Below are 16,896 nucleotides of genomic sequence, written 5' to 3' on the forward strand. Positions count from 1 at the left end.
ACCTGGCAAGTACTTCAATTTGCCAGGTTTTATTTTAAAGACTAAAAAATGAAAAAACGAATTCATGCTACTCAAAAAGCGATTGATTTAATACACATTTTACAAGAAAAACATGGTGATTTGATGTTTTATCAAGCAGGAGGTTGCTGTGAGGGAACGCAGCCGCAATGTTTTGAAAAAGGAGGTTTTTACCAACGCTATGGCGATGTATGTATTGGTACAATTGAAAACACAGAGTTTTGGGTGGATAAAGATTTATTTGAATATTGGAAACATGCTCATTTTACCCTTGATGTTTTGGATGGCTTTGGCGTAGGAGGCTTTTCATTGGAAACTCCACTTAAAAAGACATTTCGAATTGAATATCGTTTGTTTTCAGAAGAAGAACTTCTTGATATAGAACCGCTGCGATTTATAGAATAGACTAATTTACAAACAGTTGTTGGTATTGTTTTGGCGTGATGCCTTCGTGCTTTTTGAACAATCGAATGAAATAATTACAATCTTCAAAACCAGATAAATAGCAAACTTCATTAATTTGAATCGCTGGATTTTTAAGTAATTGTTTGGCACAACGCATTTTTTCTACGTGAATAAATTCTACAGGACTCATGCCTAGTTCGCGTTTGAAATAGCGATAAAAAGAGCTTGTGCTCATAGATACTTTGTCGCTAAGCTGCTTCATGTTGAAATTTTCTTTTATATTTTCCCTGATAAATGCTACAATTTGGGTCATAGGATTATTAGGATCCGTTGAAGTTCCTTCTTCTAAAGATTGAGTAGCTTGCGATTGTATAATGCGGATTAATAATTCTTGTAATGTCAAATCAGCGAGAACATCCTTGGTGATCGATGTGCTCATGCATTCCTGAATTAGTTTATTGATAGTTGTAGCTAATTCAATATTGTTGTAGAAAAAATAATTTTGGTAATTAAGCTGCCAAAACTGATTGTTTCCTTCCTTTGGATAACGTTCGTTCAAAAATTGGAGTGTATCTGTAATTTTTACTTGGTCAATGGCAAGCGCTAAGCATTGTGTGGGGTTGTGACTTGAAGCCTCTGGAAAGTCAATTTTCATAGCTACATTTGACGGAATCACAACAGTTTCGCCAGGTAAATAAACAAAACTTGGGTCATCAAAAAGGTGCATTACTTTTTTACCTCGAAGCATACTAGTTACCACCAAATCATTGAACTGTAAAGGCACAGCCATTGAGGATTCGTAAGTTTCGAATAAATTTAACTCGCAATGGTTCAAACCGTAAACAGTTCTGTTTTCTACTAAAGTTTTAAGTGATTTTTCGTTAGATAACAGTGGTGGCTGAATCAAATAGCGGTTATTATTCATAGTATATTACTTTTCGATGAGGGAAGTATAAATATACTAAAAAAGCTTTATTCGGTAATTTACTTTAACATTTTTACAGTAGTTCGTTGACGTGTCTCTGGATGTTTTGACTAATTTTTTGCGTTGGCAAATCGTTTTCATCGGTACCAAAAGGTTCTTCGATTTCTTCAGCAATTAATTCCAAACTTGCCAAGACATAAAAAATAAATACAACTACTGGAACAACGTAATACCCCAAATTAAAAGAATATCCAAAAGGTAAAGTCATTACATAAAAAAAGATAAACTTTTTAATAAATGCACTGTAGGAGTAGGGAATTGGAGTGTTTTTAATCCTTTCACAAGCACCGCAAATATCAGTAAACGACTTCAATTCTTCGTTCAAAATGATAAGTTGGTCACCTGTAATTTTTTTATCGTTGTATAATGAATTTATTCTTTCAAACATCAGCTTAGCCACTTGATTAGGCCTATGTTTTTCTTGATCCAAATCAATAACTAAGTTTTCATTTAATTGTTGGCTCGTTGCTTCGTCCTTCAAATGCAAGTTTAAAACAAAAGCGTAATTTGGAATTAGATTTCTAAAAAAAGCTACATCTTCTTCGTCTTTGAGAATCGCAGCTAGTTTCAAAGCAAGATTGCGACTGTTGTTTACCAAAGCGCCCCATAATTTTCGGCCTTCCCACCAACGATCATATGCAGTATTGGTTCGAAAAACAAGCAAAAGGGAGATTACAAATCCCAGCATTCCGTGCATGATGGTTATGTTTCTGACATAACTGTCTTCGGCTAGTTTCCAATATTCTACTTCAACATAACCAACTATTCCGGAGTAAATTCCAATGGCAATCATCACTGGAAATAATTTTCTAAAAGTATCTGCTTTGTGAAAGCGGAATATAAATGTAAACCAATCTTTGGTGTTGTACGAGACCATTTTGTTTTTTTTACTGTTGTAAAAGTAATTAAAAAACTAAATTTCCAGCCAATTCTCGCAAAGCAATTTCAGATAGTTTACCTTGAAATTGAGCATTGCTGTAACGAACTTTGGCGTTTACATAATTTAACTGCGCTGTTCTAAATTCTAAAGTGGTAATAGTTCCAATTCGGAATTTATCAAAAGTAATTGACAAGTTTTGTTTAGCTATTGCTTCATTTTTTTCTTCTAAACGAATCAATTTTAAGTTAGTCAAATACGTTTGGTAAGAGGAAGCCAACTGCGCATTAAGAGTCAGATTTTGCTGTTCAATAGTTAACTTAGAATTAGCTACTTGCAATTTTGCGATTTTCTCGTTTCTGTTTTGTGCAAAACCATCGAAAATATTAACGGAAGCCGTAAATCCGTAATTAAAACCTCTGGATTGAGATTCCCTAACGAACCCTAAACTACTTTCACTCTCCGAAAAATTGTAAGCAGTATTCACTCTCAAAGTAGGGTAGCGCGCAGCTTTTACTTGTTTTAGCTCTAATTCAGCAACTCTTTTGTTTATGATTTGAGCTTCTAATTGAGGGTTTTGTTTTTCAGCTAAGGCTTTCAACTCTGGTAAAGTTAAAAACGAATCCACAGCTAGTTCATCTACTACTTTAAAATCAGTTGTCACATCACGTGCGAGAAGTTGATTGAGTAAAATTTTACTATTAGCGTACAATTCTTTTTGACGCAAAAGTGCGACTTGATCTGTATTTAAGTCCACTTGTGCATTTAAAACTTCAAGTTTTGATGCCTTACCAATTGTAAATCGGTTTTGAGCCAATGCTAATCGTTGGTTAGAAATTACAATAGTCGTATCAAGAGCTGCTAATTGTTGCTGCTGCTGCACCAAATCGTAATAGGCTGCATTGACATCACTAATTCTAGTCAGAATAGTGAGTTTCAATTGCGCTTCACCAAGCTTTTGTAATTCTTTTAATTGATCTCTGCGAGCAAACATGCGCATACCATCAAAAATAGTCCAGTCTAATCCCACACCATAGGTTAAATTATTATTTTTGGCATTATCTAATTCTGTTTGGGTACCATCTTGTCGGATTTGCGAACTGTTTTGTACACTATTATTATCCAAAACATTTGCAGTTAACGTAGGTAGCATTCCAGCGTTACCAATAGCATTATTTATCTTTTGAACATCAAGATTATTACGTCCAATTTTTATATCGTAATTATTCTCCAATGCCGTTTTTACAGCGTTTTCTAGAGAAAGTACTTCTTGCGCAAAACCGTTTGAACAGCATAAAAATAGGAACAGTCCGGTTGCGATATGTTTTTTAAAATTTGTCATTCTTCTAATTTTTCGTGCCAAAAAAAATGGCTATTTGGCTTGAATACAATTACTTAATTTTATTTGAATTCTTTCTCGTACTCTTCAATACGGTCAAATTCAGGATAATGTTTACGTGCTTTAGACCACATTAAATACATGGCTGGAATAACAAACAATGTTAATACGAGAGAAAAAATAGTTCCTCCTACGATAACAACTCCCATACCAATACGACTTGTAGATGCCGCTCCTAAAGACAAAGCAATTGGTAATGCACCTAATGATATTGCCAAACTGGTCATTAAAATTGGTCGCAAACGTGCTTCAGAAGCTTCGAGAATTGCTTCTAATTTTGGCTTTCCTTGTTCACGGAGTTGGTTGGCAAATTCGACGATCAGGATTCCATTTTTGGTAACCAAACCAATTAGCATTACGGTTCCAATTTGACTAAAAATGTTCCAAGTTTGATCAAATAGCCACAATGAGAACAATGCACCAGCAACAGCCATGGGTACGGTTAAAATGATTATAAATGGATCGATAAAACTTTCGAATTGTGCTGCTAATATCAAGAAAATTAAAAGTAAAGCTAAACCGAAGGCGAAAGCAGTATTCGAACTACTTTCAACAAAATCGCGAGATTCGCCACCTAAATCGGTTGTAAAACTATCATCTAGAACTTTAGCTTTGATTTCGTTCATAGCGTCAATTCCGTCACTGATACTTTTTCCAGGTGCCAAACCAGCAGAAACTGTTGCAGCCATATAACGGTTGTTGTGGTACAACTGTGGCGGATTACTTTTTTCCTCAATAGTCACTACGTTGTCCATTTGAATTAATTCACCTGCGCTGTTTTTTACAAACATCGAGGTTAAATCCAATGGTTTTGAACGGTCATCTTGATCGAACTGCCCAATAACTTGGTACTGTTTACCATTTCGCATAAAATATCCAAAACGTTGACCGCTTAAAGAAAGTTGTAGCGATTGGGCAATATCTATAACTGAAATACCCAAACTTTCAGCTTTTTCTCTATCAATTGTGACATTGACTTCAGGTTTGTTGAATTTCAAGTTGACATCACTTACAGCAAAGGTTGGATTTTTAGCCACCTCATCCATAAAAACAGGAATCTTTTCTTGAAGTTTTTCAAAGTTAGGTGCTTGAATGATGTACTGAATTGGCAAACCACCACGACGGTTTACAGCAATTGTTGGCTGTTCGATAACAGACGTTTTTGCATCAGGATATTGCTTAGTCCACTTGGTTAGTTTTTCGGCAATTTCTTTCTGAGAATCTTTACGTTCATCTGGTTGCACCAATGAAACTCTGATGAATCCACTGTTTACAGATGATGAACCAAAACCTGGTGACGTAATTACGAGCGCTACCTTTTTACCCGGAATAGAATCATCTACTAGTTTCGAAACTTCTTGCATGAATCGATCAGTGTATTCGTATGAAGAGCCTTCAGGCGTAGACATTCGCATTACAAAACCAGAACGATCATCGTACGGCGCAGTTTCTTTTTGAATCAAACTATAAAACAAGTAAATCAAGCCAAAACAACCAATTAAAATAGGGAAGCTCAACCATTTGTTTTTGATGAAAGAACTTAACGAGCTTGCGTAACTGCTATTTAATTTTTCAAAATAAGGTTCTGTTTTGATGTAAAAATTAGACTTTTTCTGCTCGCCACCTTTCATTAAATAAGCATTTAACATTGGTGTTAAAGTCAAGGAGACAAAGGCCGAAATTAAAACTGCGGCTCCAATCACCACTCCAAATTCTCGAAACAGTCGGCCTACGAATCCTTCTAAGAAAATTACTGGTAGGAACACTGCGGCTAAGGTTACCGAAATTGAAATTACTGCAAAAAAGATTTCGTTTGATCCTTTAATTGCCGCCTCAATTGGCGTCATTCCTTCTTCGACTTTTTTGAAAATGTTCTCCGTTACTACAATACCATCATCAACAACCAAACCGGTTGCCAAAACAATGGCTAAAAGTGTTAATACATTAATGGAGAATCCGAACAACCACATGATAAAAAAGGTAGCAATAAGTGATACCGGAATATCAATTAAAGGACGGAAAGCGATAGCCCAATCTCTAAAGAATAAGAAAATGATCAAAACCACCAATACAATTGAGATACCAAGAGTTTCAGCTACTTCGATTACTGATTTTTTTACAAAAACAGTATTGTCAATGGCAATATTTAATTTAATGTCTTTTGGAAGGTCTTTTTTTAGTTGCTCAAATTCTTTGTAAAATGCTGCGGAAATATCCAAATAGTTCGCTCCAGGAAGCGGTACAATAGCAACTCCAACAAGAGGCGTACCCGATTGGGTCATTTTGGTTTCGGTATTTTCAGGACCTAAAACTGCGTTTCCAACATCACTTAGGCGTACTACTTTTTCACCTTCTGAACGAATGATTATATTGTTAAATTCTTCTGCGGTAGAAAGATTTCCAATGGTTTTTACCGTTAATTCCGTATTGTTTCCAGTTAATTTTCCAGATGGTAATTCTACATTTTGTTTGTTTAAAGCGGTTCTAACTTCGGCTACCGTACAACCGTAGGAAGCTAATTTTACCGGATCTATCCACAAACGCATCGCGTAGCGTTTTTGCCCCCAAATTTGAACTCCAGATACTCCTGGAATTGTTTCTAAACGTTGCGAAATTACATTTTCAGCATAATCGCTCAATTCTAAAGCGTTTCGAGTGTCACTTTGTACCGTCATCGAAATAATGGCGTCACCATTGGCATCTGCTTTTGAAACTACGGGTGGCGAATCAATGTCTTGCGGTAAGTTTCTAACGGCTTGTGATACTTTGTCACGCACATCATTAGCAGCATCTTCAAGGTTTTTATCCAAGTTAAACTCAATTGTGATGTTACTGCTTCCTTGTGCACTTGACGAAGTAACGTTTCGGATTCCATCAATCGAGTTAATTGCTTTTTCGAGAGGCTCTGTAATTTGCGATTCGATGATATCAGCATTTGCACCAGCGTAATTCGTTCGAATCGATACTTGAGCGGGGTCAATAGAAGGGAATTCCCTCACGCCCAGAAAGGTGTAGCCAATTAAACCAAATAAAACAATGGCTAAATTAATTACAATGGTAAATACGGGTCTTCTAATACTAGTTGTTGATAAACTCATTTAGATTTTTAATTTTTGATTGCTGTTTTTAGATTTTTGTGTTGTTCAGAAATCTACCTTTTGAATCTATTTAACTTTTACGGCAACTTCGGCCTCATTTTTTAATGACATTACCCCTGATGTGATCAGCGTATCGCCCACGTTTAATCCTGAAAGAACGAGTAGGGAGGTAGCTGTTCTTGTCGTTGTTTCGATATTCACTTCTTGGGCAAGACCATTTTTAGATATAAAAACTTTTTTACCATTTTGAACCGGAATAACCGCTTCGGTAGGAACAATGATGGCATCTTTACTAATGTCAAGTGGCAAATCAACATCAGCAAAGGTTCCAGGTAATAATTTTCCGTTTTTGTTGTCGGCTAAAGCGCGAACTTGCAATGTACGAGTTGCTACAGCTACTTCAGGTTCAATGGCGTAGACTGTTGCGGTATATTTTTCATCTGAGCCAGATACCTTGAAATGAAGTACAGTATTGTTTTTAACTTGCGTGGCGTATTTTTCTGGAATCGAAAAAGTAATTTTCAATCGGCTGGTGTTCACCAATTTTGCTACTAAAAGGGCAGGTGTGATGTACGTTCCTGGTGATATACTTCGTAGACCAATTTTCCCCGAGAATGGCGCTCTAACAGATGTTTTAGCAATTTGTGCACGAATTAACGAACTTTGAGCTTGAGCCGATTTTAGATCTGCTCTTGCCAAATCATATTCCTCTTGACTTATAGCTTCTTTTTGTAATAATAATTTCGCTCTGCGTTCGTTTTCGGAGGCTAGCCCTTCTCGAGTTTGCATTTGCGTAAGCTGTGCTCTAAGTTCAATATCATTTACCTTGAACAAAACTTGTCCTTTGCTTACGTTACTTCCTTCTTGAAAATAAATACCTTCAACAATACCTGAAACTTCGCTTCTTATTTCTACTTGCTCGTTAGCTTCGATAGAACCTGAAAGTGACAAATTGTTATCAAATGTTTGGGCTTTAATTACAATTCCACTCACATTCATTTTTTTTCCTTTTCCTTTCGGATCTTTTCCATCACCATTTTCACTTTTGTTTTCCATGATTCTGTAACCAATAAAACCGATGATTCCGGCAGCTAAAAGGGTATAGGATAAGTATTTAATTTTCATAGAGTCAAGTATAAAGTAAGATTATGATTGTATAAATTTAGTTAAAAGCAAATTTAGCTTTTATTACTGTACCGATACTTTTCTTAATTTTTATTTAACGTTTGTTGCTACAAATGTTGTACAGAAAAGTATGAGTAAGACAGCAAAAATTGCCTTTTTGTTTTTTTAGACACTGAGTTGTTAAAATGGTTTAATTTGATTTTCGAAAAAAATAGAAAAACTAAATGGATTTAGTAACTGGGTTTATCAAATGTATAAAACAATTAACTAATGTAGTTCCAAATATTTTTCTTCTTTGTTAATTCCAAGTAGACTGCACGCAAAGTAGCGTGCTCTGGTTTTTCTAAAGGAGCATCAGCTTTTAAAATTTTCATGGCATGATGCCGCGCCAAGCTAAGGATGTCTCGATCTTTGACAATATCAGCAATTTGTAAATTTAAAACACCGCTTTGCTGTGTTCCCATTAAATTACCAGGGCCGCGTAATTTTAAATCGACCTCAGCAATTTCAAATCCGTCGTTTGTGCGCACCATGGTTTCTAAGCGAGTTTTGCTATCAGCGCTTAGTTTGTGGCTACTCATCAAAATGCAATAGCTTTGATCGGCACCACGACCAACACGACCACGCAATTGGTGCAGCTGTGACAATCCAAAACGTTCCGCACTTTCAATAATCATAACCGAAGCATTGGGAACATTTACACCAACTTCAATAACAGTAGTAGCCACCATGATATTGGTTTTACCATCAACAAAGCGTTTCATTTCGGCTTCTTTGTCGGCAGCTTTCATTTTACCATGAACAATTGAAATGGCGTATTGTGGCAACGGAAAATCACGAGAAATACTTTCGTAGCCATCCATCAAATCTTTGTAATCCATCGATTCCGATTCTTGAATCAGTGGATAGACAATATATATTTGTCGACCTAAGGCAATTTCGTCTCTAATAAATTTCCAAACTTTCAAGCGGTTGCTGTCAAAACGATGTACGGTTTGTATGGGTTTTCGCCCGGGTGGTAGTTCGTCGATCACTGAAATGTCCAAATCGCCATATAAACTCATGGCCAAAGTACGAGGGATAGGAGTAGCCGTCATTACGAGCACGTGTGGCGGAATACTATTTTTTTTCCACAACTTCGAGCGTTGCTCCACCCCAAAACGATGTTGCTCATCAATTACGGCGAGTCCTAAATTTTTAAACTTAACCTTATCTTCAAGTAAAGCATGCGTACCAATCAAAATTTGCAGACTTCCATTTTCTAACTCTTCATGAATTTGTCTGCGGGCAGCTATTTTACTTGATCCAGTTAGTATTTTTATATTGAGATGCAGTTTTTCTGCCAATTCGGCTAAACCTACAAAATGCTGATTGGCCAAAATTTCTGTAGGAGCCATTAAACAAGCTTGAAAACCATTGTCCAAAGCCAATAACATAGTCAAAAAAGCCACAATTGTTTTCCCCGAACCCACATCACCTTGCAACAAACGGTTCATTTGTGCATTGCTGCCCATGTCGGTTCTAATTTCTTTAATCACCCTTTTTTGAGCATTCGTCAAATCAAAAGGCAAGTGTTCTTTGTAAAAACTATTAAAATTATCACCCACAATTCGAAAAGGATGGCCTTTTATTTTGTGTTTTTGAATTAAATTTTTGGTGATCAATTGCAACTGTATAAAAAACAATTCTTCAAATTTGAGTCGGAATTGCGCCTTTGCTAAAGCATCGGGATTTTTTGGGAAATGAATGTGCAGCAACGCATCTTTTTTAGAAATGAGCAGCAATTCTTGTAGTAAATACGTTGGCAGCGTTTCAACATACAAACTGTGCGTTTCCGTAAACAACTGCAGCATCATTTTATTGATTGTGCGGTTCGAAATTCCTCTGTTAGTCAAAGTCTCTGTCGAAGGATAAACCGGTTGCATGGCTGAGCGCAAGCTTTTTTCATGCTCACTCAACAATTCAATTTCAGGATGTGCCATGTTGTACGCCCCGTTAAACGAGGTACATTTACCAAAAATAACGCACATTTCATTCAGTTTTAGCGATTCACGCACCCACTTATGCCCTTGAAACCATACCAATTCCATTTGCCCGGTTTGGTCCACAAAAGTAGCAACGAGGCGTTTTCTACCTTTGCCAAACTCTACCGTTTTTACATGAATAATTTTACCAATGAGTTGCACCTCAGCAACATTATTTTGCAGCTCGTTAATTTTGTAATAACGGGTACGGTCAATATATCTGTTTGGGTAAAAATTCACCAAATCAGCGTAAGTATGAATCCCCAATTCCTTGCGCAGCAAAGCACCGCGACTAGGTCCCACGCCTTTTAAATATTCAATCGGAGTAAGTAAAATTTGATTCAATGACATCTTTTGCTGTTGGAATTAAGGTTTCGCTACGTATCTGTTTTTATTCGCAATTGCGACCTATTTCTACCGCACGAAGATAGTTTTTTGTTCCTAAAATAGAAAATGCTCTTTACTTTAAAAACAAATCTTTCTCTTTTGTTGTGGCAGCTATTCTTGCTATTCATTTCAAGCTTTTTGTCACAAAACCTTTTTTCTGGTTTTGTCAGGAGCTTCCTTTGGTCGCTCTGTCAAAACCAGAAAAAAATGGTTTTCTGTCTGCAAAGGCTTTTCATTACTATCAAGGCTGCGAAATTGTTGTCAATAGCAGTAAAGTATTTCGTTTACTAAATTCCCTCATTGTTAAAACTATATTAATTTTATAAAATTAAATTGTGCACAATTCAATTTCATCATATCTTTGTACCATAAATTATTTCAAATTATGAATGAGCAACTCAATTTAAGTCAGCAAGTTTGTTTTCCTATTTATGCATTTGCAAAGGAAATTATCAATCAATACCGTCCTTTGCTAGACGCTATTGAGTTGACCTATCCGCAATACTTGGTTATGATGGTGTTGTGGGAGCACGATTCGCAAACCGTCAATCAGTTAGGAGGTAAGTTGCATTTAGACAGCGGAACGCTCACGCCTTTGCTAAAACGATTGGAGACTAAATCTTTGGTGAGCAGAACGCGCAGCTCAATTGATGAGCGCATTGTAAACATCACTTTAACAATGAAAGGGAAAGAGTTACAAACTCAAGCGGCTACTATACCGCAACAATTAATGCAGGCCATGAATTTAGAGCTGGAAGATCTGGAAGAATTAAAACGAATTATCACAAAAATTTCAAATAAAAATAAATAATATAATTAGCAATTATGAAAGCAATATATAGCACGAAAGCGACTGCACAAGGCGGCAGAAACGGTCAAGTAAAAAGCGAGAATGGCGTTTTAGAACTAAAAGTTCAACATCCAAAAGCATTAGGCGGTGCAAACGATGATCACGCCAATCCAGAAATGTTATTCGCAGCAGGATACGCCGCATGTTTTGATAGCGCGTTGAACTTAGTTATCAAAAAAGAAAAAATCACAACTGGAGAGACTACGGTAACTGCTAACATTGGTATCGGACCAAACGCTACCGGAGGTTTTACCCTTGAGGCTGCTTTGCATGCCAATATTCCCGGAGTTACAATCGAGGTAGCACAAGATTTAATTGAAAAAGCACACCAAGTATGTCCGTACTCTAACGCAACGAGAGGAAATATTGAAGTAGCGCTTTCAGTTTCAAACGACTAAATTCCTAATTAAAATAAATACAATGGCTTTAATAGAAGATTTAAATTGGAGACACGCTGTAAAAGCATATGATCCTACCAAAAAAGTAAGTAAAGAAAATATTGATAAAATAATCGAGGCAGCTCGTTTGGCTCCAACGTCATCTGGTTTGCAACCGTTCCAGGTTTTGGTAGTCGAAAATCAAGAGTTAAAAGAAAAATTGGTGCAAGGCGCGCTAAATCCAGAATGTATGCGTGATTGCTCGCATGTATTGATTTTTGCGGGTTGGGACAGATATACTGCTGAGCGTATTGATAAGGTATATGATTTTACAACTGCTGAACGTGGTTTGCCACAAGGTCGTTTTAATAGTTATACTGACATGCTTAAGAAAATTTATTTAGAGCAACCTGCCGAAGAAAATTTTGCTCACATTGCCAGACAAACCTATATCGCTCTTGGCTTGGCTTTGGCACAAGCTGCAGAGTTAAAAGTGGATACAACGCCTGTTGAAGGTTTCAAAAATGAGGTAGTTGACGAGATTTTAAAACTAAACGAATTAGGTTTAAAAAGTGTTTCCTTAATGTATGTAGGTCATGCTGATACACCAAACGATTGGATTGCACCTATGAAAAAAGTACGAATCCCAACAGATGAATTTGTAGTGGAGTTCAAATAAATTAAAATAATTCAGATTTTACCAAAACTGATTTTAAATTAAGTTCAAAGCAAATGAAAATTATTTGCTTTGAACTTTTTTTGTTTAAGTTATCTCGTAGTGCGGGAACAAATTTGTACACTTGCACCTGCGATTTTTGTTTTCAATTTTTAATAGCGTCTATATGAATCCAATAATTATAACTATACCAGAAAAAAGATGCATTGGAATGCGCCAAGATATGTCCTTTGCACATTACAAAGCGCATGAAGTTTGGCAGCGTTTTATGCCACGCAGAAATGAAATAGAAAATAGGTTGGGGCAACACTTTTTATCGGTTCAAATGACTGATGCCAATTTTTGGAGTAATTTTAATCCTAATACTTCTTTTCAGAAATGGGCGGTAGCAGAAGTTACTGATTATTCATCGCTACCTGAAGGAATGGAAATCATTACAATTCCGTCAGGTTTATGTGCTATGTTTATTTACAAAGGAGACGGAACCGATGCGCCTGCTTTTTTCGAGTCAATTTTTACAGATTGGCTGCCCAACTCAGATTATCAATTAGCTGATCGTCCGCATTTTGAACTTTTAGGAGAAAAGTACCAGCGTGGCAATCCTGATTCTGAAGAAGAAGTTTATATTCCCATTGAGTTTAAATAGTGCGTTTCGATTATTTCAAAGAACAATTTTTGCAGTCGAAATCAAATTCATAGCGCCTACTTTTAAAATAGCGCTTACATTTGCCAAAAAAAATACAACATGATAACTCATTTGGCATTGTTGCGCGGTATCAACGTATCGGGCCACAATATGATTAAGATGGAGGCTTTAAAAACAGTGCTCGAAACAGCAGGCTTTCAAAATGTACAAACCTATATTCAGTCGGGCAATGTTTTTGTAGATACAGTTGAGACCAATGCTGCGGCTGTGGGATTCAAAATAAAGCAAGAATTGTTTAAAAATTTTGGTCATGAAGTACCTGTTGTTGTCATTGCAAAATCTGATTTAGATGCGTGCCTAAACAACAATCCCTTTTTGAAAGAGAAAGAAGTTGATACTAAAAAGTTATACGTAGCCTTTATTTCTACAACGCTAAAAGATACAAGTATCAATGATTTAAAAGTTAGTCAATTTAAACCAGATGAAGCCCGAATTGACGGCAATAAAATTTTTATTAAATATGCTGTTGGTGCTGGTAAAACACGTTTTGATCAAAAATACATCGAAAAAAAATTAAATGTAACAGCTACAATTCGAAATTGGAATACAGTTACTCAATTATTACAGTTACACACAGAACGATTGTAATATCCTGCTTTTAAGTTGGTTGGAAATCACTTTGTAAGTAAACATCAAATGTAAATAAATGTATTATTGGAGGTTTTATTATTTTTTTTGAAAAATAAACTTTTTCCACGCAACCTTTTTTTAAAACTACATCTTAGGTTTGTCCTTTGCAAATGAAAACATAGGTTAGTTATACTTTAAAATGAAAAATTTTTAAAAAAAGGAGTGCTTACATTAACATTTTTCATAAAGATTAGTTTGGTTAATTTTAAGAAAATGAAGTACTTTATAAAGAGCATTTAAAAGGTGAAAATCTTTTGATGCTCTTTTTTTATGCAAAAAAATAATAAAGAACTTTCAACTATGAATTTCAGAATTTTATCTTATGTTTAAACTTTAATTAACGCTCAACTACCAAATAACTTTTATCAAACCATAGAGATGACTTTTAAACTTTCTATAATTGCAGTAATTTTCAGCGTATCGAGTCTTTTTGCTCAAAGTAACAAGGCAACAGACTATTTAAGTCCACAATTTCACAAAGAGAAACGTGACGCATTTCGTTTAAAAATGCCAAAAAATTCGGTTGCAGTTTTCTTCAGTAATCCTTTACGCAATAGAGCGAACGATGTCGATTTTATTTTTCACCAAGATCCTGATTTTTATTACCTAACGGGTTACAACGAACCCAATGCGGTTCTTGTTGTTTTTTCTGAGAAACAAATCCTTTCTGACGGAACTTCAGCTAACGAAATTTTGTACGTACAAGAAAAAAATGCAAGACGCGAGCAATGGACTGGCATCCGTTTAGGGATAGAGGGAGCAAAAAAAGAACTTGGATTTGCAGTAGTCAAAAATGGTAGTGATTTTTTAAAAGCCGAAATCACTTTCAGTAAGTTTGATACTGTTTTGTATAAAGAGTTTCAAAACGATGTTCGCGATGAAAACAATGAAGTAGCAAATTTGTACCAGTTAATTTCAACTTTTAAAACTCAAATCGATTTTGATAAAGAAAGTAACGCTCAAAATGATCCAGCAGCATTAAAAACCGTTAATCCGACAACTCCAACACCAGCAAGAAAGTCTAAGCTGGATACGAAATCGATGTTGAATTTTATGGCAGCAATGCGAGAGATAAAAACGGATGAGGAAATTAAATTAATTACAAAAGCCGTTCGAATTTCTGCGATGGGACAACGTGAAATCATGAAAGCGATGCATCCTGGCATGTCTGAAATGGAAGTACAAGGTGTTCACGAATATGTGTATAAGAAATACGGAAGCGAATATGAAGGTTATCCCTCAATTGTAGGTGCGGGAAACAACGGCTGTGTTCTGCATTATATTGAAAATACAAAGCTAAAAGTCGAAAATAATTTGGTTCTAATGGATTTAGGAGCAGAATATCACGGTTATACTGCCGATGTGACAAGAACAATTCCTGCAAATGGAAAATTTTCTACAGAACAAAAATTGATATATGATTTGGTTTTTCAAGCCCAAGAAGCTGGTATTGCTGCAGTACAATTAGGAAATTCATTTAATGCTCCAGATGCCGCTGCAAGAAATGTGATTACAGAAGGTTTAGTTCGATTAGGAATTGCTAAATCAGCAATGGATGCCCGACGATTTTTTCCACACGGTACAAGTCATCACATTGGTTTAGATGTACATGATCCTGGAACTTACCAAGCCTTCAAACCCAATATGATCGTAACGGTTGAGCCAGGTATTTACATTCCAATTGGGAGTGATTGCGACAAAAAATGGTGGGGAATAGCAGTTCGCATCGAAGATGATATTTTAACAACCACTAAAGGTCCGATCAATCTCTCTGCAGAAGCCCCAAGAAGTAGCAGTGAAATTGAAAAATTAATGCTTGAAAAAAGTATTTTGGACTCATTTTTGCTTCCTAAATTAGACTAATATTTATTGATTAAAATAAATGTCTAATAGCGTCTCCAGACTAAAAAGAAACTTTTTGACGGTAAATTTTGCATTTTGTCGGATTAATATTTCGACTTTGTATTAAAATTGTTATAAATGTTTTTCTTTTTTATATGCAAACATAATAAAATTGTATTTTTGCATACTTATTTGTTTGATAATGTGTTTGTTAAAGTATTGAAAACATTACTTTCAAACATTCAGAAAATGGGGAAGGGAGATGATGCAAATTAAAAAATAAAATGATTACACCAGAAAGACACCAATCAGAAGTTAAAAGACTACAAGTTTTAGAATCATATTCTATTTTGGATACTTTACCAGAGGAGGATTATGATAATCTAGCTGCTATAGCATCGCAAATATGTGATACACCAATTGCTATAATTGGCTTTATTGATGCCAATAGGCATTGGTTTAAATCGCGGGTAGGAACTGAATTCAATGATAACGAAAGAGATTTTTCATTTTGCGGGCATGCAATTAATAGTGCAAATAATGTTTTTATTGTGCCTGATACTCGCAGAGATACGCGTTTTCAGGATAATCCTTTGGTAACAGGAGAATCACAAATTCTTTTTTACGCAGGTGTTTCTCTTTTAGATGATAATACTGGCTTGCCTATAGGTACGATATGTGTTCTTGATCATGAACCTAAAAATTTAAGTGAAGGCCAGATTAATTCATTGCAAGCACTTTCAAGACAAACGATGAAATTATTGGAGCTGCGTGCCAATAAATTAAAGTTAGAAAAAAATATTGCTTTGCTCGAGAAAAAAAATCAGGATTTGGAGCGTTTTGCATACAGTGCAGCTCATGATTTAAAATCACCACTATCAAATATTTCAGGACTATCGACACTACTTATTGAAAGTTATGAAGATAAAATTGATGGTGAAGCCATTGAAGTTATCGGTCTTATAAGAAGTTCAGCTTTGAAGCTAAAAGATATGATTGATAACTTACTTGTAATTAGCAAAGCTGAAAGCGTTTCGGACATTAGTAATGACGAGGTTTTAGTGACCACTTTAGAGACAGAGTTAAAAAACTTGTTATCCTTTGAAGATAATTGTACAATAACATTGCAAACCAATGTTGTGGCGTTATACATCAACAAAACAATTCTTGAGCAAATTTTACTCAATTTGATTTCAAATGCAATTAAGTACAATAACAAACAAGATATTCAAATAACCATTTCTATTCATGCTGAAGCTGCGAGCTATACCATTTCAGTTCAGGATAACGGTTTAGGCATTTTACCAGAACATCAAGATATCATATTTGATGAATTTGAAGTAGTTGAAGAGCAAGATCGTTTTGGCCAAAAAGGTAGCGGTATAGGTTTAGCAACTGTAAAACGCTTAGTGGAAGCATATAAAGGCAATATTGAAGTTTCATCAGAAATTGGAAAAGGTTCGCTGTTCACATTTAGTTTACCTCGTTTGAAATAAA

The 16,896-nt window shown here is 35.6% G+C and carries 14 protein-coding genes; 8 read left to right on the top strand and 6 right to left on the bottom strand.

Annotated features, from left to right (window positions below; all coding sequences use genetic code 11):
- Positions 1-48 precede the first annotated feature (48 nt).
- Positions 49-423 carry a DUF779 domain-containing protein gene (locus L1S34_RS07405; RefSeq protein ID WP_236363475.1) on the top strand — a complete coding sequence of 125 codons (375 nt, stop codon included), beginning with the start codon at positions 49-51 and terminating at the stop codon, positions 421-423.
- A 1-nt stretch (position 424) separates the two neighbouring features.
- Here L1S34_RS07405 and L1S34_RS07410 read toward each other — a convergent pair whose 3' ends face one another.
- The 6 genes from L1S34_RS07410 to recG all read right to left on the bottom strand — a co-directional run bounded on the left by L1S34_RS07410 (position 425) and on the right by recG (position 10,282).
- Complete coding sequence (locus tag L1S34_RS07410; RefSeq protein WP_236363476.1) at positions 425-1,348, bottom strand: AraC family transcriptional regulator; 924 nt, start codon at positions 1,346-1,348, stop codon at positions 425-427.
- Positions 1,349-1,421: 73 nt separating this feature from the next.
- Positions 1,422-2,285, bottom strand: a complete 864-nt coding sequence (locus L1S34_RS07415; protein ID WP_236363477.1) for a bestrophin family protein — start codon at positions 2,283-2,285, stop codon at positions 1,422-1,424.
- Between the two features lie 28 nt (positions 2,286-2,313).
- Complete coding sequence (locus L1S34_RS07420) at positions 2,314-3,627, bottom strand: TolC family protein (protein WP_236363478.1); 1,314 nt, start codon at positions 3,625-3,627, stop codon at positions 2,314-2,316.
- Between the two features lie 59 nt (positions 3,628-3,686).
- Positions 3,687-6,782: an efflux RND transporter permease subunit gene (locus tag L1S34_RS07425; RefSeq protein ID WP_236363479.1), complete on the bottom strand. Its 3,096-nt coding sequence runs from the start codon at positions 6,780-6,782 to the stop codon at positions 3,687-3,689.
- A 66-nt stretch (positions 6,783-6,848) separates the two neighbouring features.
- A complete protein-coding gene (locus L1S34_RS07430; RefSeq protein ID WP_236363480.1) occupies positions 6,849-7,907 on the bottom strand; it encodes an efflux RND transporter periplasmic adaptor subunit in 1,059 nt (352 codons plus the stop codon).
- 263 nt (positions 7,908-8,170) lie between these two features.
- Positions 8,171-10,282: an ATP-dependent DNA helicase RecG gene (gene recG, locus L1S34_RS07435; protein ID WP_236363481.1), complete on the bottom strand. Its 2,112-nt coding sequence runs from the start codon at positions 10,280-10,282 to the stop codon at positions 8,171-8,173.
- A gap of 421 nt (positions 10,283-10,703) precedes the next feature.
- Between recG and L1S34_RS07440 the strand changes: the two genes are divergently transcribed.
- The 7 genes from L1S34_RS07440 to L1S34_RS07470 all read left to right on the top strand — a co-directional run bounded on the left by L1S34_RS07440 (position 10,704) and on the right by L1S34_RS07470 (position 16,895).
- Positions 10,704-11,129 carry a MarR family winged helix-turn-helix transcriptional regulator gene (locus L1S34_RS07440; protein WP_236363482.1) on the top strand — a complete coding sequence of 142 codons (426 nt, stop codon included), beginning with the start codon at positions 10,704-10,706 and terminating at the stop codon, positions 11,127-11,129.
- Positions 11,130-11,143: 14 nt separating this feature from the next.
- Positions 11,144-11,566 carry an organic hydroperoxide resistance protein gene (locus L1S34_RS07445; RefSeq protein WP_236363483.1) on the top strand — a complete coding sequence of 141 codons (423 nt, stop codon included), beginning with the start codon at positions 11,144-11,146 and terminating at the stop codon, positions 11,564-11,566.
- 22 nt (positions 11,567-11,588) lie between these two features.
- Positions 11,589-12,224, top strand: a complete 636-nt coding sequence (locus tag L1S34_RS07450) for a nitroreductase family protein (RefSeq protein WP_236363484.1) — start codon at positions 11,589-11,591, stop codon at positions 12,222-12,224.
- A gap of 163 nt (positions 12,225-12,387) precedes the next feature.
- On the top strand, positions 12,388-12,867 hold the full coding sequence (locus L1S34_RS07455; RefSeq protein WP_236363485.1) for a GyrI-like domain-containing protein: 480 nt from the start codon (positions 12,388-12,390) through the stop codon (positions 12,865-12,867).
- A 99-nt stretch (positions 12,868-12,966) separates the two neighbouring features.
- Complete coding sequence (locus L1S34_RS07460; RefSeq protein ID WP_166138869.1) at positions 12,967-13,515, top strand: DUF1697 domain-containing protein; 549 nt, start codon at positions 12,967-12,969, stop codon at positions 13,513-13,515.
- Positions 13,516-13,935: 420 nt separating this feature from the next.
- Positions 13,936-15,420 carry an aminopeptidase P family protein gene (locus L1S34_RS07465; protein ID WP_236363486.1) on the top strand — a complete coding sequence of 495 codons (1,485 nt, stop codon included), beginning with the start codon at positions 13,936-13,938 and terminating at the stop codon, positions 15,418-15,420.
- 263 nt (positions 15,421-15,683) lie between these two features.
- On the top strand, positions 15,684-16,895 hold the full coding sequence (locus L1S34_RS07470) for a sensor histidine kinase (RefSeq protein WP_236363487.1): 1,212 nt from the start codon (positions 15,684-15,686) through the stop codon (positions 16,893-16,895).
- The last annotated feature ends 1 nt before the right edge of the window (position 16,896 follow it).

The organism is Flavobacterium sp. K77 (assembly GCF_021608205.1).
In the GTDB taxonomy this organism is placed as follows: domain Bacteria; phylum Bacteroidota; class Bacteroidia; order Flavobacteriales; family Flavobacteriaceae; genus Flavobacterium; species Flavobacterium turcicum.